The organism is Mesorhizobium sp. P3_A10 (genome assembly GCF_056403175.1).
Map to the genome: position 1 here is coordinate 838,958 of NZ_JBFUFZ010000001.1, position 23,360 is coordinate 862,317.

24 protein-coding genes are annotated in these 23,360 nt (G+C 62.7%); 9 read left to right on the plus strand and 15 right to left on the minus strand.

What is annotated here, in order from left to right:
* Positions 1-2 precede the first annotated feature (2 nt).
* From AC1DXU_RS03980 to carB, 3 genes are all read left to right on the plus strand, one after another.
* Positions 3-761 carry a metallophosphoesterase family protein gene (locus tag AC1DXU_RS03980; RefSeq protein WP_477364622.1) on the plus strand — a complete coding sequence of 253 codons (759 nt, stop codon included), beginning with the start codon at positions 3-5 and terminating at the stop codon, positions 759-761.
* Positions 722-1,747 (plus strand): SH3 domain-containing protein, encoded by a 1,026-nt coding sequence (locus tag AC1DXU_RS03985; protein ID WP_477364624.1) that lies wholly within the window; start codon positions 722-724, stop codon positions 1,745-1,747. Before AC1DXU_RS03980 ends, AC1DXU_RS03985 begins: the two co-directional genes overlap by 40 nt.
* A 361-nt stretch (positions 1,748-2,108) precedes the next feature.
* Positions 2,109-5,612: a carbamoyl-phosphate synthase large subunit gene (carB, locus tag AC1DXU_RS03990; RefSeq protein WP_477364627.1), complete on the plus strand. Its 3,504-nt coding sequence runs from the start codon at positions 2,109-2,111 to the stop codon at positions 5,610-5,612.
* A 117-nt stretch (positions 5,613-5,729) separates the two neighbouring features.
* On the opposite strand, the gene AC1DXU_RS03995 is transcribed toward carB, so the two are convergent.
* The 5 genes from AC1DXU_RS03995 to AC1DXU_RS04015 form a co-directional block, all read right to left on the minus strand.
* On the minus strand, positions 5,730-6,614 hold the full coding sequence (locus AC1DXU_RS03995) for an Abi-alpha family protein (protein WP_477364630.1): 885 nt from the start codon (positions 6,612-6,614) through the stop codon (positions 5,730-5,732).
* Positions 6,615-6,723: 109 nt separating this feature from the next.
* Positions 6,724-7,116, minus strand: a complete 393-nt coding sequence (locus AC1DXU_RS04000; protein WP_477364633.1) for a RidA family protein — start codon at positions 7,114-7,116, stop codon at positions 6,724-6,726.
* 196 nt (positions 7,117-7,312) lie between these two features.
* Positions 7,313-7,705 (minus strand): RidA family protein, encoded by a 393-nt coding sequence (locus AC1DXU_RS04005; RefSeq protein ID WP_477364636.1) that lies wholly within the window; start codon positions 7,703-7,705, stop codon positions 7,313-7,315.
* A 227-nt stretch (positions 7,706-7,932) separates the two neighbouring features.
* Positions 7,933-8,397: a cupin domain-containing protein gene (locus AC1DXU_RS04010; RefSeq protein WP_477364639.1), complete on the minus strand. Its 465-nt coding sequence runs from the start codon at positions 8,395-8,397 to the stop codon at positions 7,933-7,935.
* A 322-nt stretch (positions 8,398-8,719) separates the two neighbouring features.
* On the minus strand, positions 8,720-9,463 hold the full coding sequence (locus tag AC1DXU_RS04015) for a DUF899 family protein (protein ID WP_477364642.1): 744 nt from the start codon (positions 9,461-9,463) through the stop codon (positions 8,720-8,722).
* 168 nt (positions 9,464-9,631) lie between these two features.
* Between AC1DXU_RS04015 and AC1DXU_RS04020 the strand changes: the two genes are divergently transcribed.
* The gene (locus AC1DXU_RS04020) at positions 9,632-9,976 is read left to right on the plus strand and encodes a hypothetical protein (RefSeq protein WP_477364645.1); all 345 of its coding nucleotides are present in this window, start codon (positions 9,632-9,634) and stop codon (positions 9,974-9,976) included.
* Between the two features lie 257 nt (positions 9,977-10,233).
* Here AC1DXU_RS04020 and AC1DXU_RS04025 read toward each other — a convergent pair whose 3' ends face one another.
* Positions 10,234-10,722 carry a GNAT family N-acetyltransferase gene (locus AC1DXU_RS04025; protein ID WP_477366019.1) on the minus strand — a complete coding sequence of 163 codons (489 nt, stop codon included), beginning with the start codon at positions 10,720-10,722 and terminating at the stop codon, positions 10,234-10,236.
* Entirely contained in the window at positions 10,715-11,665 is a 951-nt protein-coding gene (locus AC1DXU_RS04030) for a transglycosylase SLT domain-containing protein (RefSeq protein ID WP_477364647.1), read from the minus strand. Before AC1DXU_RS04030 ends, AC1DXU_RS04025 begins: the two co-directional genes overlap by 8 nt.
* 178 nt (positions 11,666-11,843) lie before the next feature.
* On the opposite strand from AC1DXU_RS04030, the gene AC1DXU_RS04035 reads away from it, so the two are divergent.
* Positions 11,844-12,413: a methylated-DNA--[protein]-cysteine S-methyltransferase gene (locus AC1DXU_RS04035; protein ID WP_477364650.1), complete on the plus strand. Its 570-nt coding sequence runs from the start codon at positions 11,844-11,846 to the stop codon at positions 12,411-12,413.
* 48 nt (positions 12,414-12,461) lie between these two features.
* Here AC1DXU_RS04035 and AC1DXU_RS04040 read toward each other — a convergent pair whose 3' ends face one another.
* Together AC1DXU_RS04040 and AC1DXU_RS04045 are read right to left on the minus strand one after the other, a co-directional pair.
* Complete coding sequence (locus tag AC1DXU_RS04040) at positions 12,462-12,788, minus strand: hypothetical protein (protein WP_477312733.1); 327 nt, start codon at positions 12,786-12,788, stop codon at positions 12,462-12,464.
* Positions 12,785-13,024, minus strand: a complete 240-nt coding sequence (locus AC1DXU_RS04045) for a hypothetical protein (RefSeq protein ID WP_477364653.1) — start codon at positions 13,022-13,024, stop codon at positions 12,785-12,787. The genes AC1DXU_RS04040 and AC1DXU_RS04045 overlap by 4 nt, the downstream gene beginning before the upstream one ends.
* A 52-nt stretch (positions 13,025-13,076) precedes the next feature.
* Here AC1DXU_RS04045 and AC1DXU_RS04050 point away from each other — a divergent pair, with 52 nt between their 5' ends.
* Positions 13,077-13,289, plus strand: coding sequence for a cold-shock protein (locus tag AC1DXU_RS04050; RefSeq protein WP_112396569.1), 213 nt, complete (start codon positions 13,077-13,079; stop codon positions 13,287-13,289).
* 402 nt (positions 13,290-13,691) lie between these two features.
* Here the strand turns inward: AC1DXU_RS04050 and AC1DXU_RS04055 are convergent, their stop codons facing one another.
* The 3 genes from AC1DXU_RS04055 to AC1DXU_RS04065 form a co-directional block, all read right to left on the minus strand.
* Positions 13,692-14,303 (minus strand): glutathione S-transferase family protein, encoded by a 612-nt coding sequence (locus AC1DXU_RS04055; protein WP_477364656.1) that lies wholly within the window; start codon positions 14,301-14,303, stop codon positions 13,692-13,694.
* 86 nt (positions 14,304-14,389) lie between these two features.
* Positions 14,390-15,250, minus strand: a complete 861-nt coding sequence (locus tag AC1DXU_RS04060) for an EAL domain-containing protein (protein ID WP_477364659.1) — start codon at positions 15,248-15,250, stop codon at positions 14,390-14,392.
* Positions 15,247-16,143 (minus strand): EAL domain-containing protein, encoded by an 897-nt coding sequence (locus AC1DXU_RS04065; protein ID WP_477364662.1) that lies wholly within the window; start codon positions 16,141-16,143, stop codon positions 15,247-15,249. The genes AC1DXU_RS04060 and AC1DXU_RS04065 overlap by 4 nt, the downstream gene beginning before the upstream one ends.
* Before the next feature lie 200 nt (positions 16,144-16,343).
* Between AC1DXU_RS04065 and AC1DXU_RS04070 the strand changes: the two genes are divergently transcribed.
* Positions 16,344-17,546, plus strand: a complete 1,203-nt coding sequence (locus AC1DXU_RS04070) for a pyridoxal phosphate-dependent aminotransferase (RefSeq protein ID WP_477312743.1) — start codon at positions 16,344-16,346, stop codon at positions 17,544-17,546.
* Positions 17,547-17,624: 78 nt separating this feature from the next.
* Here AC1DXU_RS04070 and AC1DXU_RS04075 read toward each other — a convergent pair whose 3' ends face one another.
* On the minus strand, positions 17,625-18,020 hold the full coding sequence (locus AC1DXU_RS04075; RefSeq protein WP_477364665.1) for a (R)-mandelonitrile lyase: 396 nt from the start codon (positions 18,018-18,020) through the stop codon (positions 17,625-17,627).
* 262 nt (positions 18,021-18,282) lie between these two features.
* Between AC1DXU_RS04075 and AC1DXU_RS04080 the strand changes: the two genes are divergently transcribed.
* On the plus strand, positions 18,283-20,334 hold the full coding sequence (locus AC1DXU_RS04080) for an elongation factor G (protein WP_477364668.1): 2,052 nt from the start codon (positions 18,283-18,285) through the stop codon (positions 20,332-20,334).
* 735 nt (positions 20,335-21,069) lie between these two features.
* Positions 21,070-21,573 carry a methyltransferase family protein gene (locus AC1DXU_RS04085; protein ID WP_477364671.1) on the plus strand — a complete coding sequence of 168 codons (504 nt, stop codon included), beginning with the start codon at positions 21,070-21,072 and terminating at the stop codon, positions 21,571-21,573.
* Positions 21,574-21,632: 59 nt separating this feature from the next.
* Here AC1DXU_RS04085 and AC1DXU_RS04090 read toward each other — a convergent pair whose 3' ends face one another.
* Both AC1DXU_RS04090 and AC1DXU_RS04095 read right to left on the minus strand, forming a co-directional pair.
* Positions 21,633-22,148, minus strand: a complete 516-nt coding sequence (locus tag AC1DXU_RS04090; protein ID WP_477364674.1) for a hypothetical protein — start codon at positions 22,146-22,148, stop codon at positions 21,633-21,635.
* Positions 22,149-22,407: 259 nt separating this feature from the next.
* On the minus strand, positions 22,408-23,304 hold the full coding sequence (locus AC1DXU_RS04095) for a LysR family transcriptional regulator (RefSeq protein WP_477364677.1): 897 nt from the start codon (positions 23,302-23,304) through the stop codon (positions 22,408-22,410).
* Positions 23,305-23,360: the final 56 nt, after the last annotated feature.

Sequence of the window (23,360 nt, forward strand, 5' to 3'; positions counted from 1 at the left end):
TCATGCGCATCGCCGTCCTCGCAGACATCCACGGCAATGTCCTCGCCCTCGACGCAGTGCTCGGCGATTTGAAGCGGCGCGGCGGCGCCGACCTCACCGTCAATCTCGGTGACAGCGTCTCCGGTCCGCTGTGGCCGCGCGAGACTTTTGCGCGGTTGGAAGCGCTCAACCTGCCGACGGTGCGCGGCAATCACGATCGCCGCGTTGCCCGCGACCCGGCCGACGACACGATGTGGGCGTCCGACCGTTATGCGCAGGAGCGGCTGACCGTGGCGCAGCGCGAGGTTCTGTTCGCCCAGCCGCTGACGCTGGTGATCGCGCCCGGCGTGATCGCCTTCCATGCCCGGCCCGACCATGACGAGAAATATCTGGCCGATGCGATTACCGATGGCCAGTTGGTGCGCGCGCCGCTGGCGGCGATCAGACGGCGGCTGAAGGCCCTCGACCCCTCTTGCCGCATCGCGCTGTGCGGCCACAGCCACCGCAGCGAGCTGATCCGCATGCCAGACGGTCCGGTCATCTTCAATCCGGGCAGCATCGGCTGCCCCGCCTATGACGATTCGACCCCGCCGGCGCATGTCTCCGAGCAAGGCTCGCCGCATGCGCGCTACGGCATCGTCACCTTGGGTGGTGAGGGCCGGCCCGACATCTTCGAGACCATCGCCGTCGACTACGACCATGAGGCGGCGGCACGGCAGGCCGAACAGGCGGGACGACCGGAATGGGCCCACGCGCTGCGGACCGGGCATATGCCGGGCTGAACGCGGAACGCGTTCATGCCCCCGCAGAGCGGGACGGCGCTCCCCGCAAACCAGCCGTATTTTCGGGCTTACATAGCGCCATGTCGTTCCCTATAAAACCGGCGTGGCATGCGGTGGCGCTCTTGAGTCTGGCCGCATTCTCGGCAACGCAATCGATCGCCCATGGCCAGATGATGAGGCGCACACATTCCCTCCGGACGACGCTAGCCGCGCTGATTGCCGCTCCGCTGCTGCTGGCGGCGATCGCGGCCAAGGCCGAGGACGATCCGGCTCTGGTCATCTCCATCGTCACCAACCTCGCCCCGGGCGATCTTCTCAACGTCCGCACCACGCCATCGCCGATCGGCAAGACCGAAGCGCGCCTGCCCGGTGGTTCGAGCTTGAAGAACCTCGGCTGCAACGACGTCAACGGGCATCGCTGGTGCAAGGTCGAAGCGATCGACAACCCGCAAATGAGCGGATGGGCGCCGGCGCGCTATTTGAACCCGGAGAACCCGGTGGCCGTTGCGGACACCGAGGCGACCGGTGCAAGTCCCACCACAGCGGACCAGCCGCCGCCCGGCCTGACAGCGCGGCTGGACGATCCTGAAACCGCTCAGACGGCCGCCGAGATCATCGGCAAGACCGCCATCGAGGATGCCTACACAATGGCGCTCGCGGCCGACCCGTCGACCGGGGAGACAGAGGCGCCGGCGGTGAACGCGCCCGCTCCAACTGCCACCGGCGAGGTTCCGTGCGCCCGGTATATCGGCCAGCCGATGACAGGCTGCGCGGCAAGCGTTGTCCGCACAGGCGGCGACAAGGCCGACGTGACCGTAACCTGGCCCGATGGCGGCACGCGTGTCATCAGCTTTACCGCCGGTCTGCCCACCGGTTCGAACGCCCCCGGCGACTTCCGCTTCACCCGCGAGGGCAGCCTGAGCATCGTCCGTGTCGGAGTATCTGAGCGTTTCGAGATTACGGATGCGCTGGCGTTTGGGGATTAAGGTAAATCTCACTTTGAACGCTGGCGGGACAGCGCCCCCCTCTGCCCTGCCGGACATCTCCCCCACATGGGGGGGAGATCGGCAGTTCCGGCGCCTCCACCTTCCTTCGTCGTTGAAAATTGGCGAAAGCGTTCATGACGTCCAATCTCCCCCCTCGTGGGGGAGATGCCCGGCAGGGCAGAGGGGGGCGCGAAGGAACGCGGCGCTAGTTGCCATAAGAACCCGCATTTTCGGGGTTACATCCGCCAAAACTCTTCCCTATAAGGCCCTCCTAGCCTGATACCAGAATCGCGAGCACAACCGGCCGGGTCTTCCCCGTCCCGGTTTTTTGTGCAAGCCGCCCGCCGAACGGACCTATGACATGCCAAGACGCACTGACATCAAGTCGATCCTGATCATCGGGGCCGGCCCCATCGTCATCGGCCAGGCCTGCGAGTTCGACTATTCCGGCACCCAGGCCTGCAAGGCGCTGAAGGAAGAGGGTTTTAGGGTCATCCTGGTCAATTCCAATCCGGCCACCATCATGACCGACCCGGAACTGGCCGACGCCACCTACATCGAGCCGATCACGCCCGAAGTCGTCGCCAAGATCATCGCCAAGGAGCGGCCGGACGCGCTGCTGCCGACCATGGGCGGCCAGACCGCGCTCAACACCGCTTTGTCGCTGCGCCGCATGGGCGTGCTCGACCGCTACAATGTCGAGATGATCGGCGCCGACGCGCATGCCATCGACAAGGCCGAGGACCGCGCCTTGTTTCGCGAGGCGATGCAGAAGATCGGCCTGGAAACGCCAAAGTCGATGCTGGCCAACGCCACCGACGTCAAGAACACCGACCGCAAGACGCATGAGGCCGAGCGCGCCGCGCTCAAGGCCGAGAAGCCGGACAATCTCGACGCCGCGCTCGACGCGCTGGAAACCCGCTGGAACCTCGGCGAAGGCGACCGCAAGCAGCGCTACATCAGTCATGGCATGGCGATCGCCGCCCAGGCGCTCGACCATGTCGGCCTGCCCGCCATCATCCGCCCGTCCTTCACCATGGGCGGCACCGGCGGCGGCATCGCCTACAATCGCGCCGAATTCTATGAGATCGTCCAGTCCGGCCTCGACGCCTCGCCGACCACCGAAGTGCTGATCGAGGAAAGCGTGCTCGGCTGGAAGGAGTATGAGATGGAGGTTGTCCGCGACAAGGCGGACAATTGCATCATCGTCTGCTCGATCGAGAACATCGACCCGATGGGCGTGCACACCGGCGATTCAATCACCGTTGCCCCGGCGCTGACGCTGACCGACAAAGAATACCAGATGATGCGCAACGCCTCGATTGCGGTGCTCAGGGAGATCGGCGTCGAGACCGGCGGCTCCAACGTGCAGTTCGCCGTCAACCCGGCCGATGGCCGGCTGGTGGTGATCGAGATGAACCCGCGCGTCTCGCGCTCGTCGGCACTGGCTTCCAAGGCGACCGGTTTCCCGATCGCCAAGATCGCGGCCAAACTCGCCGTCGGCTACACGCTGGACGAGCTGGAGAACGACATCACCGGCGGCGCCACGCCCGCCTCGTTCGAGCCGAGCATCGATTACGTCGTCACCAAGATCCCGCGCTTTGCCTTCGAGAAATTCCCTGGCGCCGAGCCGGTGCTGACCACGTCGATGAAGTCGGTCGGCGAAGTCATGGCCATCGGCCGCACCTTTCAGGAATCGCTGCAGAAGGCTTTGCGGGGACTGGAAACCGGCCTGACGGGTTTGGACGAGATCGAGATCCCCGGCCTCGGCCACGGTGCCGCCGTCGCCAACCATGCCGACGACCGCAACGCCATCCGCGCCGCACTGGGCACGCCGACGCCCGACCGGCTGCGCATGGTGGCGCAGGCGATCCGCATGGGCACGTCGCTCGAAGACGTGCACGCCATGTGCAAGATCGACCCGTGGTTCCTCGAGCAGATCGCCGGCATCCTTGATATGGAAGCCCGCATTCGCGAGCACGGCATTCCCGAGGATGCCGTCAATCTGCGCATGCTGAAGGCGATGGGTTTTTCCGACGCCCGCCTCGCGTCGCTGACGAAGACCGACGCCGAAGTGATTCAGAAGACTCGCGAAAAGCTCGACGTTCATCCGGTTTACAAACGCATCGACACCTGTGCGGCCGAATTCGCCTCGCCCACCGCGTACATGTATTCGACCTATGAAGTGCCCTTCGCCGGCGCGCTCGCCAACGAGGCGCAGGTCTCGTCGCGCAGGAAGGTGGTCATCCTCGGCGGCGGTCCCAACCGCATCGGCCAGGGCATCGAGTTCGACTATTGTTGCTGCCATGCCGCCTTTGCGCTGCGCGACGCCGGCTTCGAAGCGATCATGATCAACTGTAACCCCGAGACCGTGTCGACCGATTACGACACGTCCGACCGGCTCTATTTCGAGCCGCTGACGGCGGAGGACGTTTTGGAGATCCTGCGCGCCGAACAGGCCTCGGGCGAACTGGTCGGCGTCATCGTCCAGTTCGGTGGCCAGACGCCGCTGAAGCTGGCCGATGCGCTGGAGAAGGCCGGCATCCCGATCCTCGGCACATCACCCGACATGATCGATCTGGCCGAGGACCGCGACCGTTTCCAGAAGCTGCTGCACAAGCTGAACCTCAGCCAGCCGAAGAACGGCATCGCCTATTCGGTCGAGCAGGCCCGCCTCGTCGCCGGCGAGCTCGGCTTCCCCCTGGTGGTGCGCCCGTCCTATGTGCTCGGCGGCCGCGCCATGCAGATCATCCATGACGAGAGCATGCTGCAATCCTATCTGCTCGACACCGTGCCCGGCCTGGTGCCGGAGGACATCAAGCAGAAATACCCCAACGACAAGACCGGCCAGATCAACACGCTGCTGGGCAAGAACCCGCTGCTGTTCGACACCTATCTCTCGGGCGCCATCGAGGTCGACGTCGATTGCCTGTGCGACGGCAAGTCGACCTTTGTGTCAGGCATTCTGGAACACATCGAGGAGGCCGGCATCCATTCCGGCGACAGTGCCTGCTCGCTGCCGGTGCACTCGCTGCCTTCGGAGCTGGTCGACGAGCTGGAGCGCCAGACGGCGGCACTCGCCCGCGCGCTCAATGTCGGCGGCCTGATGAACGTGCAGTATGCGATCAAGGACGGCACCGTCTATGTGCTGGAGGTCAACCCGCGGGCGTCACGCACCGTGCCCTTCGTCGCAAAAACCATCGGGCGTCCTATCGCGAAAATCGCCGCCCGCATCATGGCCGGCGAGAAACTGGAAGACGCCTTCGCCCATTACGGCGCCATGCCCGACCCCCGCAATCCCGGCCACATTGCGGTCAAGGAAGCCGTCTTCCCCTTCGCCCGCTTCCCCGGCGTCGACATCCTGCTCGGCCCGGAAATGCGCTCGACCGGCGAGGTCATGGGCCTCGACCGCGATTTTGCACTGGCCTTCGCCAAGAGCCAGTTAGGGGCCGGCGTCGACCTGCCGCGATCCGGCACGCTGTTCGTCTCGGTGCGCGACGAGGACAAGAAGGGCATCTTGCCGGCGGTCAAGCGCCTCGCCGGCCTCGGCTTCAAGGTGCTGGCGACCTCAGGCACGCAGCGCTTCCTCGCTGAAAACGGCGTCGACGCCCAGAAAATCAACAAGGTGCTGGAAGGCCGCCCTCACATCGAAGACGCCATCCGCAACCGCCAGGTGCAGATCGTCTTCAACACGACGGACGGCCAGAAGGCGGTGTCGGATTCGAAATCGCTGCGCCGGGCGACGCTGATGCAGAAGGTGCCGTATTACACGACGCTGTCGGGCGCGGCTGCGGTGGCGGAGGCGATTGCGGCGCTGAAGGCGGGGAGCCTGGAGGTCAGGCCGCTGCAGGAGTATTTTGCGTAGACCTTTGCGGGAAAGGTGGACCGGCGCGATAGCGCCGGAACGGGATGACTGGAAGTAACGGCTGGCATCCAGTCCGCCACTGCAGCCGAGCTACTACGGCTAACACACCGCCAATTTTCAAATCTCGAATACGTCTCTTCCATCATGGCAGGCGTAAAAGAATTCATACCCAAACATAGTCATGACGTGAAAATCGAGCCACAACACAAAATTACTCTTCTGAAAATTGTGCAATTCAACACGCTTTATTAGACTTAACCCTTCCAGGGCACCCGAGATATTTTCCGGAAATTCCTCAAAATCTCTTTCTCCCAACAATTCATAGTAATCTGAATCATTTTCATTTTTTATCAGTTCCAAGCCGCCGCTGATAAGGCAAGATCCCCGTTGGCGCAGGAAGTTAGCTATCGCATCTGAAAATTGTTCAATTCTCTCATCAAAAGATTGCTCACTTTCATTCTCGATATGATGTTCGATTAGTGTATCAATCTCAGCCCTCACCAAGTTATCAGCTAGGTTCAGAAATCCATCTTCTGCAGATTCCAATTTTTCGGGCTGAGCGATAAAAGAGAGAAATCGTAGGTGAGCGGAATCCAATTTTCCAAGAATGTCGACAAAAACCGCGTGGTTTGCCTTTACGCCGTTCGAAGCTGCGGCAAGAATATTTGACCAGGCGCTCGTAAGGACTTCATCCTCCAAATCAGAGAGAGATGCTTTCTCCATGAAGGGAATCAGCACTCTGTTCGGGATCGAGTTGGGAACCTTGCCCTCAACTGCGAGCCTTTCCTGAGCCTTTCTTGCAATTGCGATGAGCACATCCTCGCGTTGCAGCCGGATTTGATCTGCTCGCAAACCGCGCCGTTCACTAAATGGGCGAAAGATGTCAGTTATCGCATCGAGAAATTTTCCTGACGTCTCTGATGGAATTTCAGTTTTTACCTCTGCCCGTATTTCCGCTTTGGCGCCTAAACCTAAATCCAATGAAATAGGGAGCTTGCTCAAAATTCCTGCGGCCTCCAGCTAGTTGAACTTACTTAAACATAGTCATCTCTGGCAGATTTATCGAATCGCTTCTTTAGGAAACAACAGAGTTCTCCAGTAGCTTCCCCCCTCACGCCACCGCCACACACTCGATCTCGATATCGAACTCCATCGGCCAAGACGCCACCGGCACAAAGCTGCGCGCCGGCGGGTTGACGCTGAAGTACTTCGCATAGACCCGGTTGATGGCGTTGTAGAAGCCGGAATTGACGGCGTAGATGCGCACCATCACCACATTGTCCAGCGAGGTTCCCGCCGCTTCCAGGCAATGCTTCAGCGCCTTCAACGATGCCTCGGTCTGCGTTTCGATGTCGCCGCGCACCATCTCGCCGGTCACCATGTCGACAGGCGGCGTCGCCGAGATGAACACGAAGCCGTTGGCCCTGACCGCCGTCGAACACGGCAGGCCAAGCGCCCGCACCTTGTCCGACATGACCGGCACTTCGATGACTTCTTTTTTCATGGTGGTCCTCCGTTTGTTGGTCACGCTGGCGCAAAGGCCCCCTCACCCAGCCTCCGCTACGCTCGGCTGACCTCTCCCCGAGGGGAGAAGTGGCCGCGAAGCGGCCGGATGAGGGGGTCTTCTGCGACAACCCTATTGTTTCAGGGAGCTTATCCCGGCACTGGCGGAACGCCAGCGCCGATGCATGGTCCAGGGCTCAAGCCGTCGCCACGCACTCGATCTCGATATCGAACTCCATCGGCCATGACGCCACCGGAACGAAGGTCCGCGACGGCGGATTTTCGGGAAAATGCCTGGCATAGATGCGGTTGATGGCGTTGTAGAAGCCGGAATTGACGGCGTAGATGCGCACCATCACGACATTGTCCAGGGAGGTTCCGGCCGCTTCCAGGCAATGTTTCAGCGCCTTCAGCGACGCCTCGGTCTGGGTTTCGATGTCGCCCTTGACCAGTCTGCCGGTCGAGATATCGAGCGGCGGCGTGCCGGACACGAAGACCAGCCCCGCAGCTTTGGTCACCAGCGACAGCGGCAGGCCCAGCGCGCGCACGGCCGCCGACAGCACCGGGACCTCGATGATTTCCTTCTTCATGACAATCCTCCCTGGGTTTGCCGGGAGCTTATCGCGCCACCCGGCGAACGCCAGCGCCGTTCTTCCCTTTTCCCCTTGTGGGAGAAGGTGGGCCGACGCGTTAGCGCCGGGTCGGATGAGGGGTGTTCCAGCGGAGTGAGACGTCGGCGTTCCCTGGAGCACCCCTCATCCGTCGCCTTCGGCGACACATTCTCCCACAACGGGAGAAGGAAAGGCCGGCGCCTCGCTCACCCCTGCCCCGGATACGGCGTGCCATCCTTGTGTAAAAACCGTCCGTCGGAACTCGGGCTCATCATGTCGATGTCGGAGCAGGTGATGACATCGTCAGGATTGCGCGAGCCGACCTCCAGATAGAGCGTCGTCGTCGTCGACCGGTTGATCAAATGATGGCCATTGCCGCTGTTCCTGGCGAAGGTCGCGCAGTCACCGGCGCGCAGCAGCGTCTCGCCGCCGTCCTCGACCAGCGTCAGTTCGCCTTCCAGCACATAGACGAACTCGTCCTCATGGCTGTGCCAGTGGCGCTGGCTGGACCAGCCGCCGGATGGCAATGTCATCAGATTGACGCCGAAATCGGTGAGGCCGCCGGCATCGCCCAGGCGCCGGCGCGTGCGGGTGGCGCAGGGCGCATCGAAAGGTGGCGGGTAGCCCGAGCCCTTGCGGGCGGGCACAGCGGATAGGTCGATCTTGGGCATGGGTGCCTCCATGGATTGGTGCAGGCAGTCTAGTTCACGGCAGGCGGAGGCACAGAGCCACCTTACGGCACTCGGTTCACCAAGCGCGTTGAAGCTCCCGCCGTGGCGCTCTACGGCGCCCCCTCTGTCCTGCCGGACATCTCCCCCACTCGGGGGGAGATCGGCCGTCACCGCTGCCTTCGCCAATTGTCAACCTTGCAGAGAAGAAAGCCGGCGCCAAAGCTGCTGATCTCCCACCTGTGGGGGAGATGTCCGGCAGGACAGAGGGGGCGCCGTAGAGCGCTGATTTTGAATCACCCCAAAGGCACTACCGCCCTCCCCCTCAACCACAACACCCCTCGCCATACTGCAATTGCTCGTGCCAGTCCGGCCGGCCTTCGGGGGTAAAATCCATCAAATTCCACAGGATCTCGCAGGTGCCGATGGCGCGCGCGTCCTGGCCGGGTTCGGACGGCGCGAAGTCAAGCTCGGAACTCCAGAAATGCCTGACACCATCGGCATCGCGGTGGAACACCGACAGCAGCGGCAGCTGCGCACCGTCGGCGGCTTCCGCATTGTAGTCGCGCTTGAAGCTGTTGCCGGCCGACGACAGCAGCCGCATGTTGCGCCAGCCTCTATCGCGGCCGAGCGTGAGCAGATTGTCGAGCGCGGTCTTGCCGACCACTGCGAAATTGAAGCCGGCGGCTTCGAGATGGCCGATGGCGCCGTCGAACTGGTCGAGCAGGCCGGTGCAGGACGGGCACGGCTGGTCCGGCCGCGCGAGCTTCGCCGTGCCGCCGCTGGTCGCCACGTCGCGCGTTTCCTTGGGATGGCGCGGAAACATCATGCTGTAGAGGATCAGCGTGTCCTTGCCCGGCGCAAACAGTTCCGACAATTTGACCTTGGCCGGCCGGCCATCGGCGCCGAGCCCGTCGAACACGTAATCCTGAGGCACCAGCCCGCCCGGCGGCAGCGCGCGGCGCGCCACGGCGACGTCTTCCATGACCCGGCGGAGCTCGATTTCCTTCTTCAGCAGTCTTTCGCGGGCGGTGCGGTATTTCGCGGATTCGTTGGGAAAGGTGATCATGATCGGCTCCTGGTTCGTCGCACCGGCATCCTGGCGCGGTTGCTCTGCAAACCAAGGACGTTTCGCCGGGATCGGTTCCGACATTTTTGCACGCCGCCGCTGCGGAACCTGTCCCGCTTCCCCGCATTCTTCCCATCGGCTAGAGCTTGCGGGATCCGAGGAGAAGAAATGCGTGAAGCCGACGATGACGAGATCGACCTGCGCTGTCCGCAGATCGTTGCCGACAACGCCGCCAAGGGTCTGCGGCTGCGCGAAAAATTCGGCCGCGGCGGCACCGAGATCGGCGTCGCGCGGGCCACCGAACTGATGAACCGCGAAAAGCTCGCACCTTCCACCATCCGCCGCATGGTCAGCTTTTTCGCCCGTCACGAGGTCGATAAGCGCGGCAAGAACTATGGCAATGAGGCGAACCCGTCGGCCGGCACCATTGCCTGGCTGTTATGGGGCGGCGACGAAGGCCGCGCCTGGGCGCTCGAGCTGAAGCGGAAGATCGGCAACGCACCGGACATCTGAGCGGGCGTCAGAGACACCGATGCCTGGCTGAAGAAGCAAACTTGCGACGGAAGCGCCAAGAACAGGCGGGTCCCAAACCCCCGCCTGAGACCCGCCCGGGAGGGACCGACACATGCCGGCGCAGCCCACTCCGATATCTTGCCTCTCGCAGATCCCTGATCGGCCGAGCGGCGTGGATATGTGGTTAACATTTGCCTGCAGCGGCCTATGTGAAGCAGTTCACAAAGCGAACGCTTTCCCCAACGGCAGAAACCGCCTTACCCTTCCCAGGCGACAGGCGTCATGCCCAGCCGCTCGTAGAGCCGGACCGCGGCGGCGTTCTCGACCGTGTTGGTCTTCAGGTCGACATAGGCGGCACCGCGTGCACGAAAGACGGCGAAGGCGTGCCACATCAGCGCCTCGGCAATACCCTTGCCGCGCGCCTCGGGGTGGACGGCAAGGTCCTTGACGAAGGCCCGCGTCCAGCACAGCGCCGCCCCCGCCAGCCGGCCCTTGTCGTCGATGACCAGAAAACACAAAGCCGGGTCGAATTCGGCGTCACCTGAAATGCGCGGCCACCATTCGTCGAACGGACCGTCGCTGCCGTCGTCGAACACTTCGCTCAGCAGCGTATGCAAAGCGAGCGCGTCAGTGGTCGCAAAGCCGCGCATGACAAAGCCCTCAGGCCAGCGCGGTGCAACAAGCGTGTCGTCGAGGATCTTGCGCAGCCGGATGTCGTTGAGCGCCGGCGGACGCGGCTCAGGCATCGGGCTGCAGGCGGCGGCGCGAACGGTCGCGGCCAAGGCCGGTTTCTTCCAGCAGGCCCTTGCGCTTGGCGTCGTAGTAATAGCCAGTCTGATAGAGCCGGTCGGCACGCTTTTCATTGCCGTCGGAGACCAGCCAGGCGCCGCGCAGATACTTGACCGCGTATTTCAGATTGGTCTCGGCGTCGAACAGGCCGCTTGCCGGTCCGAGATAGCCCATGCCGCGCGCCGTCGCGTGCTTGATCTGCATCAGCCCCCAATGGCCGTGATTGTAGGCTTTCGGGTTGAAGGTGCTCTCGCGGTTGACGACATGACGCACCAGATCGACAGGCACCTGATAGAGCGCGGCATATTTCTCGATCAGCCGCTCGATTTCGCCGCGCGGTCCGGTGGCGGGTTCCACCGGTGGGCTGAGCGGGGCTTGTACAAGGGCGGCAGGATTCTGCGGTACGACATAGGCGACTTGTTGAACGCCCGGCATCTCGGCCGTCTTGACCGTCTGGCCAGTGAGCGGCATGGCGACCGCCGCGGTGGCATAGACGGGCGCAGCCTTGATGGAGCCGGGGCTTGTCGGGCCGGCCATCACGGCCGGCGGCGGCGGAAACTGTCCGGCGACGGGTGTCGAGCCGGCAAAGGCGGTCGGCTGCGCCAGCACCTCGCCAGGCTGTGCCGGCGCCGGCAGCGCGCCAGGCGTCGCCAGCGCGCCTAGCGTCGCCCCAGCGACAGTGTCGCCGGTCAGCGCCGCCGTCTGAACCTGGGCAAGACCGGACGGTTCCGGCAGCACGGCCACGGTTTCAGGCAGCGCAACCGTCGGTGTGTCGTCGGCAGGTGTGGCGGCCGCGGCAAGCGCCGGCGTAGCCTTGGTCTGCGATGTCGTGGTGCAGCCGCTAAGGCCGGCCGCGGCAACGAGCACGCCGATCGCGGTAATGATGATTTTCGCTGGCAAGCCGCGGAGGTCCAGTTTGTCGGGTTGTTAAGAAGTCCTTACACCAGCGCTTTTCCTGCGGCAATCAGGGCCATCAGGTGGTTTTCGGGTGGCGAGACCGGGTGCAAGCTGCGATATTGTTCCCTATCTGTACCAGACACGTACCCGTTTCTTGGCCTTTTGCGCAAAGGAGCCCGCCATGGAAAACGCAGCCGCGATCACAGCCGGTCACGCAGTGTTAGAAACAGTGATCGGCTTCATGGGCATTGCCTGGAGCGAGAAAGGGCTGATCCGCCTTTGCCTGCCCGAACGCAGCCGCGAGGCGGTGGAGCGCCGGCTGATGCGCCATGCCGGTGTTTCCGCCTCGACCGACCAGCCGCAATGGGTGGTCGAACTGATCGCCTCGATCAAGGCCTATGCCGCAGGCGAGGATGTCGATTTCTCCGGCGTGCCGGTCGATCTCGCCGGCGTCGACGATTTCCGCCTCGCCATCTATGACGCGGCGCGAAAACTGAGCTATGGCGAAACCACCACCTATGGCGAACTGGCCAAGCGCGCCGGCCATGCCGGCCTGCCACGCGAAACCGGTGCAGCGCTTGGCGCCAACCCGGTGCCGCTGGTCATCCCGTGCCACCGCATTCTTGCCGCAGGCGGCAAGATCGGCGGGTTTTCCGCGCCGGGCGGTTCTGCCACCAAGGAAAAGATGCTGGCGATGGAAGGCGTGCGCGTCGGCCCCCCGCCGCCGGCACAGGTATCGTTCGGATTCTGAGGCCGGCACGTAAGCCCGACCCTGTTTCGGGATAACGCCTGGAAAACTCTAGTCCGGGAGAAGTCGCCGGCGGAAACGCCGCTCCGAATCCACCCGCTTGCAGATGTAGACCGGGCAGGATTTCGTGTCGGCGCTCGGCACATAGGCGCGCTTCCTGACCTCGCCCATGGTGCAGAATTGCTCGCTTTGCACATAGCGGTCGTAGAGTGGCAGCCCCGGCACGCGCGTCGACTGATAACGCAGAATGACCGCGCCTTGCCTGGCGATCGTCGCCTGCACCTTGCCGCAGCTCATATGGGTCGGGTCATAGCGCGAGATCGCCTGCGCCTCGGCGGCGACCAGCGTCAGGCAGGCGGCAAGCAGAATGGTTTTCATGGTCTTCTCCCAAAACCGGACCAACGCCAGACGGCGGTACGATCTTCCCAATTTTGCAACGCTTTCACGCGATTGGGGCGGCCGTTGGGCGGTGCCGCGGTGACGGGTTTTTCCGCACCATCTTGTTTTTGGTGCAAAACCAGACTATATGCGTCCCATTGATATTTCGGCCGATCGATCCGGGCCTCGCGATCTTCGCGTTTGCTGACGTCTATCTCCAAAATCTCGATGCACACCGGCTGGACTTCGGTTCGGTCAAACTAAAGCAAATGTTGAAGGACTATCTAAATGGCAACTGGTACGGTCAAGTGGTTTAACTCCACCAAGGGCTTCGGCTTCATCCAGCCTGACAATGGCGGCGCGGACGTTTTCGTTCACATCTCCGCTGTCGAGCGCGCTGGGCTGTCGACCCTGGTCGAAGGCCAGAAGATCAACTTCGAGATCGAGCAGGACCGCCGCACTGGCAAGTCGTCCGCTGGTTCTCTGAGCAAGGCGGCCTGATTTTGCGAATGGCGCGCGCCGGGCGACAGCTCGGGGCGCGCGGCAAGTCACGGATGTACTGACGGTCGCGCGAGAAGCGTACCGGAGCGAAAAGACCCGACAAGCTGGATCAGCAGATAGCTGCCAGCCCGGACCAACGCTCCCGATCAGGCTACCGGAAATGGGAAGGCGGGATTTATCCCGCCTTTTTATTTGTCTGGATTTCAGCGTCCTTCTCCCCGTCACTATACGGGGAGAAGTGCCCGGCAGGGCGATGAGGGGCAGCTCGACGCTTCAAGACTGCTCATCACCAGACCAATTTGCTGAAAAGGCTAGCGCCGCCCCTCATCTGGCTGCCGCCATCTTCTCCCCGTGAACGGGGAGAAGGACGCTCGTCGAGGCCTTCGCTAATCGCCGACGTTGCTAAGGCAGCCATTCCATCGGCACATGCCCTGGATCCGCCTCGACCCGCTTCAGCCAGGCCGCCACCGCCGGGTAGGCGTCGAGCTGGAAGCCGCCTTGCTCCGCCGTATGCGTATAGGCATAGAGTGCGATGTCGGCGACGCTCAGCGCGTCACCCGCGAAGAACGCGCTGCCTTGCAGATGCTTGTCCATCACCCCGAGCGCCTTGTTGCCGCGCTCCAGCGTCACCGCCAGCCGCTCCGGCGTCGCATCCTTGGCGCGTTCAGGAAAGGTCAGTAGCGCCTTGCGCACCGCTATGTAGGGCTCGTGGCTGTACTGCTCGAAGAACAGCCACTGATAGGCCAGCCCCCGCTCATATCTGTCGGTCGGCAGGAAACGCGTGGCTTCGGCGAGATAGAGCAGGATGGCGTTGGATTCGGCCAGCCGCCGGCCATCGTCGAGTTCGAGCAGCGGCACCATGGCATTGGGGTTCTTGGCGACATAGTCGGCCTTGCGCGTCTCACCGGTGTGCGAACTCACCTCGACGTTGGTGAAGGCGATGCCGAGCTTGGCCATCAACAGGCGCGGCTTGTAGCAATTGCCGCTGTCGATCATCCCGTAAAGTATGGTCATTGCCGCTCCCTTCGGGCTGCGCTCCCTGGCTGGGCAATTATCGCGACGGGAACGGCGTCAACCAGTGATTTGTTTTGGCGTGTCCATCAGCGGCGCTGATGCAAGGGGATGACCTTGTTGTCGGTGCCGAGCAGCGTGTCGATGCGCAGCGGTTCTTCGTTGAAGATCGTGCCGGCAAGCGCCGGCCGTGCCAGCAGGAACCCCTGCAGCAGGTCGACACCACCCTCCAGCGCAACGCGAAGGTGCACGGACTGCTCGATCCCCTCGACCAGCACCTTGGCGCCGCGATCATGCAGCATGGAGACGAGCGGCCGAAAAAACCGCTCGGCCGCGGCATGGCGGCAGAATTCCGCAAACCAGGCGCCGTCGATCTTGACGATGTCGGGCTGCAGAAGGCTTATCCGCTCTTCGGTCGAGTGGCCGGTGCCAAAGTCGTCGATGGCGATGCGGAAGCCGTCACGCCGCATCTCCCGCACCAGGCTAATGAGCACCTTGTCATCGGCCGCCTGCTCGGTGATCTCGCAGACCAGCATCGCCGGATGCAGGCCGAGCTCGCCGAGATGCCTGGTCATCAGCCGGATTTCGGCCAGCGCCCGTCCGTGATGATCGTTGATCAGCGGGTTGTAGTTGAAGAACAGATTAAGTCCGTCGACGCCGATATTGCGGAAATTCCTCAGATGCAGCATCCGGCACATGGTCTCGACGAGCAGGCGATCCTCTACTGGCACGCCGTCGAAAAACACTGGTGGCGCAACCGGCCTGCCGGCGCGGTGCGGCTCGACCAGCGCCTCGATCGCGACCGCCGTCAATGTCCTGCTGCGCGGCATGAAGATCGGCTGATAGGCGCTCTTCAGCCGGAATTCGCCATAGATGCCGTATTCGATCCCGATCTCGTCGGCAAAGATCGCCTCGCCGGCATTGCGCCGCCTGTCGCCTGGTCGGATCATGGCGCCTTCCTGCGCCCGAATGCTTTCGCCGGGCGTGCCGACGGCGCCGCGGTTGGGCTGGAAGTCCCCGCATCGGCTGCCGCGGCCGATGGCTGCGTGTCCTTGCCGAATGTACGAAAACTGGTCGGCGCCAATTCCGGTCGCGCCATCACGAAGCCCTGCACCATGGAGGCTCCCGACTTTTCGGCCAGCTCAAGCTGCCAGCTTTCCTCGATGCCCTCGAACACGGTGCGAATGCCTTGCTGTTCGAAGCTCGTCACCATGGCGGTCAGCAGGGCAAAGCCGGCACCGGACTCCATCAGCTGCGTGATCCAGTGCGCATCGAACTTGACGATATCAGGCTTGAGTTCCTTGATGCGGTTGATGTCGGACTCGTCGGCGCCGTAATCGTCGACGGCGATGCGAAATCCATTGGCCTTTAGCGCCGCGACGAAACTGTGCAGGGTTTCCTGCGATGCCGATTTCTGCTCTGTCACTTCGCAGACGACGCGGCGTGGATCGATGCTGGCCTCCTGCAGCACCAGCCGCATGTCGCGCAGCGCATGGTCGGAGATGGCGCGATCGGTGAACACCGATGGGTCGAAATTGATGAAGATGGACGCCTCTTCCGGCAAGCAGGCGCCGGCATTGAGAAGGTGAAGTGTCCGCGTCAGCGCCTCGATATGCAGGCGGTCGCCCGCCGGACAGTTGTTGAAAAAACTCATCGGCGATTGCGGCTCGCCGTCGCGAAACGGCCGGATAAGCCCCTCGAACGCGACGGCCGACAGCTTGCCACCCCTGAAGGCGAAGATCGGCTGGAAGGCGCTCTGCAGCGTATAGATGCCCCAGACACCGGTGGAGGTGCCGTCATTCTGGCGAATGATGTGGTGGGCAAGCCCGATGCTGCTCGACACGGTTCCTCGCTCCGCAAGATTGGCGGAATTGGACCGCGATCCTGCCATGCAAAGGGTCTACCCCTCGTTAATGAATTTTGTGTTGCCGAGGATTTGAGCCCTGGCTCACCCGACAATGCTTGCGCTTGGCTAAATGATGCGACATGAGAAGCGCCGCGGCCGCTGTTGGCCGCGCCGATCCTGTCTGGAGACACCTGGTCATGGCCTTTCTTGCCGACGCCCTTTCCCGCGTAAAGCCTTCCGCGACCATCGCGGTGACGCAGAAAGCGCGCGAGCTGAAAAACGCCGGTCGTGACATTATCGGCCTGGGCGCCGGCGAGCCGGATTTCGACACGCCCGACAACATCAAGAATGCCGCGATCGAAGCCATCCGCCGTGGCGAGACCAAATATCCGCCGGTTTCAGGCATCGCGCCGCTGCGCGAAGCGATCGCGAAAAAGTTCAAGCGCGAGAACAATCTCGACTACAGACCGGAGCAGACCATTGTCGGGACCGGCGGCAAGCAGATCCTGTTCAACGCCTTCATGGCGACGCTGAACCCCGGTGACGAGGTCATCATCCCGCGTCCCTACTGGGTCAGCTATCCCGAAATGGTGGCGATCTGCGGCGGCACCTCGGCCTTTGCCGACACCTCGATCGACAACGGTTTCAAGCTGACGGCGGCAGTGCTGGAAAAGGCGATCACGCCAAAGACCAAATGGCTGCTGATGAACTCGCCGTCTAACCCGTCGGGCGCTGCCTACACGGAAGCCGAACTCAGGGCGCTGGCCGACGTGCTGTTGAAGCATCCGCATGTCTGGGTGCTGACCGACGACATGTACGAGCACCTGACCTATGGCGACTTCGTCTTCAAAACCATCGCCGAGGTCGAGCCGAAACTCTACGAGCGTACGCTGACCATGAACGGCGTGTCGAAGGCCTATGCCATGACCGGTTGGCGCATCGGCTATGCGGCCGGGCCGGTGGCGCTGATCAAGGCGATGGACATGATCCAGGGCCAGCAGACCTCCGGCGCCTGCACCATCGCCCAATGGGCCTCGGTCGAGGCGCTGAACGGCCCGCAGGATTTCATCGCCAAGAACAAGGCTATCTTCCAAGGCCGGCGCGACCTCGTCGTCTCGATGCTCAACCAGGCGCGCGGCATTTCTTGCCCGTCGCCGGAGGGCGCCTTCTACGTCTATCCATCCTGCGCCCAGCTGATCGGCAAGAAGACGAAAGCCGGCAAGGTGATCGACACCGACGAAACCTTTTGCTCGGAGCTGCTCGAGGCCGAGGGCGTAGCGGTCGTGTTCGGTTCGGCCTTCGGCCTCGGCCCGAACTTCCGCATCTCCTACGCCACCTCGGAGACGTTGCTCGAGGAAGCCTGCACCCGCATCCAGCGCTTTACCGCATCGCTGACCTGATCGGCACATCGACGAGATCATGAAAAACCCGGCCGCGCGGCCGGGTTTTTCATGTCGGCCCAACAGAGCCTTTGTGGCCTAGACGCCGTACTGCTCGTCGGTGACCTGCTCCATCCAGTCGGCATGTGAGCCTTCGAGCGCTTCCTGCATCGCCATATGCGTCATCGCCGATTTCGGGCCGGCGCCATGCCAGTGCTTTTCGCCTGGTTCAAACGAGACGACGTCGCCAGCCTTGATCTCCTGGATCGGCCCACCCCAGCTCTGCGCGCGGCCGGCGCCCGCGGTGACATACAGCGTCTGGCCAAGCGGATGCGTGTGCCAGTGGGTGCGTGCGCCGGGCTCGAAGCTGACCATTGTGGCGCGTAGCCGCGCCGGCGCCTCTTTCTCGATGACCGGCGTCTGCAGCACACGGCCGGTAAAGTACTTTTCCGGCGCGATGATGGTCGCGACGCTGCCGCAGGCAATGATCTTCATGACAGGCAATCCTCAAGTTTGGTCGGCTGATGGCGGCCAACGGAACCCGCCTGCTCCTCTCTTTCGGGCGCTCAACAGTTTCGTCCGATATCCGGCGCGGTGCAATCGCCTGAGACGGAAAAGCAGGGATCCTATTTTCCTTGCCCTGCCGGCTAACCCGTGGGACGATGTCCCTGGGCAGGTGGCAAACGAAAAAACCCCGCCCGCGACGGTCGACAGGCCGGCCGCCGCTCCCAGGGAAACGCCTGAGTGGAGGTCAGTCATGGGTACTCGCGCCGGAGGACGACGCACGGGACCGAAATGCATTGCCATCGTCGGTCCCTTTGCAAGCGGTAAGACAACACTTCTCGAAGCCATACTCGCCCGTACGGGCGCCATTCCCCGCCAAAACCCCGTTTCATCGGGAAACACCGTTTCCGATCATTCGCCCGAGGCGCGCGCCCACGCCATGAGCGTCGAGGCGACCGTCGCCACCACCGAATTCATGGGCGAGCAGATCACCTTCGTCGATTGTCCCGGCTCGATCGAATTCTCCTTCGAGGCCGAGCCGGTGCTGGCCGCTTGCGACCTCGCTGTGGTCGTCGCCGAAGCCGACGAGAAGAAGATCCCCGCTTTGCAGCTGATCATGCGCAAGCTCGACGATCTCGGCGTGCCGCGCATCCTGTTCCTGAACAAGGTCGACAAGGCAATTGCCGGTGTGCGCGACACGCTGAAAATGCTGCAGCCGGCGAGCTCAGTGCCGCTGCTGCTGCGCCAGATTCCACTGCGCAAGGATGGCGTCGTCATCGGCTCGATCGATCTCGCGCTGGAGCGCGCCTACATCTATCGCGAATACGCCGAAAGCGAAGTCGCCCAGATTCCAGGCGACGACAAGGCGCGCGAACTGGAAGCGCGCTTCTCCATGCTGGAAACGCTCGCAGACCATGACGACCAGTTGATGGAGCAGTTGCTGGAAGAGATCGAGCCGCCCAAGGACGAGATTTTCGACGACCTCTCCGCCGACCTGCGCGCCGGCATTGTGACGCCGGTGCTGATCGGCACCGCCGAAAAGGGCAATGGCGTGCTGCGCCTCTTGAAGGCAATCCGCCATGATGCGCCCGATGTCGAAGCGACCCGCAAGCGCCTCGGCGCGCCCGACGGCAACGCGGCCGTGGTCCAGGTGATGAAGACCATTCACACGGCGCATGGCGGCAAGCTGTCGGTGTCGCGCGTCCTGTCGGGCCAGCTTGCCGATGCCTCGGAGCTCTACCTCTCGAACGGCGAGACGGCAAAAGTCTCCGGCATCTACAGAATGCTGGGCAAGGACCAGTCGAAACTGACCTCCGCCAAAGCAGGCGACACCGTCGCGCTCGGCAAGCTTGACGACGTCAAGACAGGCCAGACGCTGAGCTCGGCCAAAGGTGGCATCAAGCCGCTTGTCGCCCTGGCGCCGCCGCAACCGGTCTTCGCCTTCGCGCTGCGTCCGAAGGAACGCAAGGACGAGGTCAAGATGTCGGCGGCCATCCAGCGCCTTGCCGAGGAGGATCCCTCGCTCAGCCTGCGCCACAACCAGGATTCGGCTGAAACCGTGCTGTCGGGGCATGGCGAGATGCATCTGCGCGTCGTGCGCGAGCGGCTGGAGGGCAAGAACCAGATCCCGGTCGAGGGCCACGCTCCGGCGGTCCCCTACCGCGAGACGATCCGCAAGTCCGTCCAGCAGCGCGGCCGCCACAAGAAGCAGTCGGGCGGCCACGGCCAGTTCGGCGACGTAGTGATCGAGATCAAGCCGCTGCCGCGCGGCTCCGGTTTCCAGTTCTCAGACACCATCACCGGCGGCGTTGTGCCGAAAACCTATATCCAGTCGGTCGAGACCGGCGTGCGCGACTATCTGAAATCCGGCCCGCTTGGCTTTGCGGTGGTCGATGTCGCCGTCAACCTTTCCGATGGCTCCTACCATGCCGTCGATTCCTCCGACATGGCCTTCCAGATGGCAGCCAAGCTGGCGATGAAGGAAGGCATGGCTGCCTGCTCGCCGGTGCTGCTTGAACCGGTGATGAAGGTCGAGATCGTCACACCGTCCGACGCCACCTCGAAGATCATTGCGCTGATCCCGCAGCGGCGTGGTCAGATCCTCGGCTACGACGCTCGGCCCGATTGGCCGGGATGGGATGTCGTCGAGGCGACCATGCCGCAGGCGGAGATCGGCGACCTGATCATCGAATTGCGCTCGGCGACCGCAGGCGTTGCCACCTATCGCAGCGTCTTCGATCACATGGCCGAGCTGACCGGGCGTCTCGCCGACGAGGCGATGAACTCCAACGGCAAAGCTGCCTGAAGCGGGCGCTTGCGGTGGCGGCTTGTCTTCGCCATCAGCACCGACATGAAAACGGCGCCCGGATAATCCGGACGCCGTTTTGCGGACCGTCTTCGTGGGAGGTAAAAACGGCAGGTCCGCCGCACGATGTCCGCCGTGTTGGCCGGCAGAGAAAAGGTTCGGACGCGGTAGCCGCCTGAGCCCGGGTCGTTCGAGTGATGCCCCCATCTCCCGAACGAACCACACCGCGTCCTATGATCTACTTAATCCATAGAGTGCGTCCGCGACATGTTACCTGGGGTTACATGTCACTGTTACGCGGCAATGCTGATCAATTTTCGGCCGGCCCGAGCAGGGTTCGGGCAACAAAAAAGCCGGATCAATAAAGATCCGGCTGAGTTTGATTGGAAGTGCCTGTTAAGGCTAACCTCCAGAGGGGAACACTCGCGGGCGCTAATGGGAGGAGAACGCGCCCAGGAGATGAACTATATATGTGCTCATCATGCCCAAGAAACAAGCATCTATTTTGCAACACACGCATGCAAAAAGACGCAGTCTGTGGTCCAACCCATTTTCGGACCCGATAGGACCAGAAAAACCCGCCGAAATGGGCGCGCCCGGCACCAAAGCCATTGCGGAACCGCCGATCTGAACCGATTCTGTTGCCGAAATTCGCAAAACGCCGAATGACGCTGAATCGGGCAGCCGGCGTTTATTTTTACGGCACCAGGCCGTGAACCGGCAGGGGAGACCTCAATGCGAACACCTCAGGCAATCGCCGGCAGCGCGCTGTTCTTCATCGCCGCACCATGCGTCGTCGCGGGACTGGTGCCCTGGCTGCTGACGGATCGCTATGGTCTGCCATTGTCGAGCATGCCCGGCTTTGTCGCGGTCGGCACGATCCTCATTGTCGCGGCCGTAGCCTTGCTGCTGCATTCCTTCGCCCGCTTTGCCCTCGAAGGCCTGGGCACCCCGGCTCCAGTGGCGCCAACCGAAAGACTGGTCGTCGGCGGCATCTACCGCCATGTCCGCAACCCGATGTATGTCGCCGTGCTGTCGATCATCCTTGGCCAGGCGCTGCTGTTTTCGAGCGGGACGGTTGTGGTCTACGCAGCCATCGCCGCCACTGCGATGGGCTCTTTCGTCAGGCTCTACGAGGAGCCGACCCTGGCCCGCCACTACGGCGCCGAATACGAAACCTACCGCCGCAACGTACCCGGCTGGCTGCCGCGGCTGACGCCGTGGCGGGGAGGCAACTGATGCCATGATCAAGACGAAGGCGGCGCCAGGCTCGCGTCATTGAACCTGGCTTCCCGGCTTTACATCGTTGGGTTAGTCCCGCTTCGACCCAGCTCTGGATGAAACACCATCGCGGTTCGGATACCCAGACCGATGAAGATCAAGAGCACGACCAACTGTGTGACCAGAAATGGCGGTTCTGACTGTGTCGGCGCCAGCGGCTGAAGAAACGGCAGCTTCTGAACTGCCTGCACCACGCCGACAAAGACGTTCAGGTAAAGCGCGGCAATCGCGCAGCTTGTATAGATCCAACGCCAAGCCCCAGCCAGCCTGAAGACGTACAGTGCGATCACGGCGAGACCGAGCAACACCAGCGAAATCCCGCCGACAATGCGCGGCGGATCGATCCCCAGGGGCGGCAACGGAAACCCCGTGACGCTCGTCAGGATGGTTGCGGCAAGAAACAGCATCGTCCACCTGCCGAACGTTTTTCCTGTCAACAATCCGGCGAGCGCAACGACGCCTGCTGCGATGCCGATCAGGCTGAGGACGACGTGGATCGTGACGAATGCAGCCGTTGGAATTCCCCAGGTCATGGCACTCTCCGCTAATTGATCGGGTGTCGGTTTATTTCGTCCAGGAATGCAATGGAATGCCGTATTCGCAACATCCGCGCGCACACTAGCACGAGAATTGCCAAAGTCGCGGAGAGCACAATAGCGACATTGCTTATCGACAACAGCCATGCGCCGGTTGCCGCGCCGACGAACATCAAGCTGCTGGCCAGAGGCACTCCATGAAGAGGGCTCTCAGGCTTTGCGCGACGGCAGGCCTGCCGATCCCGATCGGGGTGATTTAGAAAGACCAGCTTCGTGCCTTGGCGATGATGAAATCGCGAAACACATGCAGCTTCGCCTGGTTCTTCATTGCGTCCGGATAAGCGAAATAGGTGTCGAAGGACGGCACTTCGGTCTCCGGCAACAACTGCACCAGCCCTGACTCCTTGTTGATCACATAGTCTGGCAGCATGGCAATGCCGGCGCCGCCCTGCACGGCGCGCTTGATCGACAGGATGTCGTTGATCTGCAGCGTCGGCACCCTTTGCCCGCCCTCGAAATCGCCGACCGTTTCAAGCCAGTTCAGCTCCGACAGATGCGAGGGCACCGGCACGCCGAAGGTGACGATGCGATGGTTTTTCAGCTCGGCCACCGAAGCCGGCTTGCCGTGTTTGTTGACATAGGCCGGCGAGGCATACAGGTGAAAATGCACGGTGAACAGGCGGCGCTGGATCAGGTCCGGCTGCTGCGGCTGGCGCAGCCTGATCGCGCAATCCGCCTGGCGCATCGTCAGGTCGAGTTCCTCATTGGCCAGGATCAGTTGCAGGCTGATCTCCGGATAGAGTTCGATGAATTCCTGGACTCGCTCGGTCAGCCAGCCGGCGCCCAGGCCCACCGTCGTCGTCACTCGGAGCACGCCGGAAGGCCGGTCCTTGGCCTCGGTCAGCCGCGACTTGATCGTCTCCAGCTTCATCAGCACGTCATGCGCCGTGCGAAACAGCATCTCGCCTTGCTCGGTCAGCACCAGACCGCGGGCGTGGCGATTGAACAGCGGCACGCCGACATCATGTTCGAGCGCGCTGACCTGGCGTGAGATCGCCGACTGCGACAGATGCAGGGTCTCGGCGGCATGGGTAAAGGACCCAGCTTCCGCCGCAGCGTGAAACACGCGTAGCTTGTCCCAGTCCAACGCCATGATACCCCTCGTTCTGTTCTTTGGCGTCTGAATGAAAAATCAGGCTTTTGAACGGC

Excerpts from the sequence above, each read along its gene's own strand:
- AC1DXU_RS03980 (WP_477364622.1), top strand. The coding sequence starts at position 3 with ATGCGCATCGCCGTCCTCGCAGACATCCACGGCAATGTCCTCGCCCTC.
- AC1DXU_RS03985 (WP_477364624.1), top strand. The coding sequence starts at position 722 with ATGGGCCCACGCGCTGCGGACCGGGCATATGCCGGGCTGAACGCGGAA.
- carB (WP_477364627.1), top strand. The coding sequence starts at position 2,109 with ATGCCAAGACGCACTGACATCAAGTCGATCCTGATCATCGGGGCCGGC.
- AC1DXU_RS04000 (WP_477364633.1), bottom strand. The coding sequence starts at position 7,116 with ATGAAAAAAGAAGTCATCGAAGTGCCGGTCATGTCGGACAAGGTGCGG.
- AC1DXU_RS04005 (WP_477364636.1), bottom strand. The coding sequence starts at position 7,705 with ATGAAGAAGGAAATCATCGAGGTCCCGGTGCTGTCGGCGGCCGTGCGC.
- AC1DXU_RS04010 (WP_477364639.1), bottom strand. The coding sequence starts at position 8,397 with ATGCCCAAGATCGACCTATCCGCTGTGCCCGCCCGCAAGGGCTCGGGC.
- AC1DXU_RS04015 (WP_477364642.1), bottom strand. The coding sequence starts at position 9,463 with ATGATCACCTTTCCCAACGAATCCGCGAAATACCGCACCGCCCGCGAA.
- AC1DXU_RS04020 (WP_477364645.1), top strand. The coding sequence starts at position 9,632 with ATGCGTGAAGCCGACGATGACGAGATCGACCTGCGCTGTCCGCAGATC.
- AC1DXU_RS04025 (WP_477366019.1), bottom strand. The coding sequence starts at position 10,722 with ATGCCTGAGCCGCGTCCGCCGGCGCTCAACGACATCCGGCTGCGCAAG.
- AC1DXU_RS04035 (WP_477364650.1), top strand. The coding sequence starts at position 11,844 with ATGGAAAACGCAGCCGCGATCACAGCCGGTCACGCAGTGTTAGAAACA.
- AC1DXU_RS04040 (WP_477312733.1), bottom strand. The coding sequence starts at position 12,788 with ATGAAAACCATTCTGCTTGCCGCCTGCCTGACGCTGGTCGCCGCCGAG.
- AC1DXU_RS04050 (WP_112396569.1), top strand. The coding sequence starts at position 13,077 with ATGGCAACTGGTACGGTCAAGTGGTTTAACTCCACCAAGGGCTTCGGC.
- AC1DXU_RS04055 (WP_477364656.1), bottom strand. The coding sequence starts at position 14,303 with ATGACCATACTTTACGGGATGATCGACAGCGGCAATTGCTACAAGCCG.
- AC1DXU_RS04060 (WP_477364659.1), bottom strand. The coding sequence starts at position 15,250 with ATGATCCGACCAGGCGACAGGCGGCGCAATGCCGGCGAGGCGATCTTT.
- AC1DXU_RS04070 (WP_477312743.1), top strand. The coding sequence starts at position 16,344 with ATGGCCTTTCTTGCCGACGCCCTTTCCCGCGTAAAGCCTTCCGCGACC.
- AC1DXU_RS04075 (WP_477364665.1), bottom strand. The coding sequence starts at position 18,020 with ATGAAGATCATTGCCTGCGGCAGCGTCGCGACCATCATCGCGCCGGAA.
- AC1DXU_RS04080 (WP_477364668.1), top strand. The coding sequence starts at position 18,283 with ATGGGTACTCGCGCCGGAGGACGACGCACGGGACCGAAATGCATTGCC.
- AC1DXU_RS04085 (WP_477364671.1), top strand. The coding sequence starts at position 21,070 with ATGCGAACACCTCAGGCAATCGCCGGCAGCGCGCTGTTCTTCATCGCC.
- AC1DXU_RS04090 (WP_477364674.1), bottom strand. The coding sequence starts at position 22,148 with ATGACCTGGGGAATTCCAACGGCTGCATTCGTCACGATCCACGTCGTC.
- AC1DXU_RS04095 (WP_477364677.1), bottom strand. The coding sequence starts at position 23,304 with ATGGCGTTGGACTGGGACAAGCTACGCGTGTTTCACGCTGCGGCGGAA.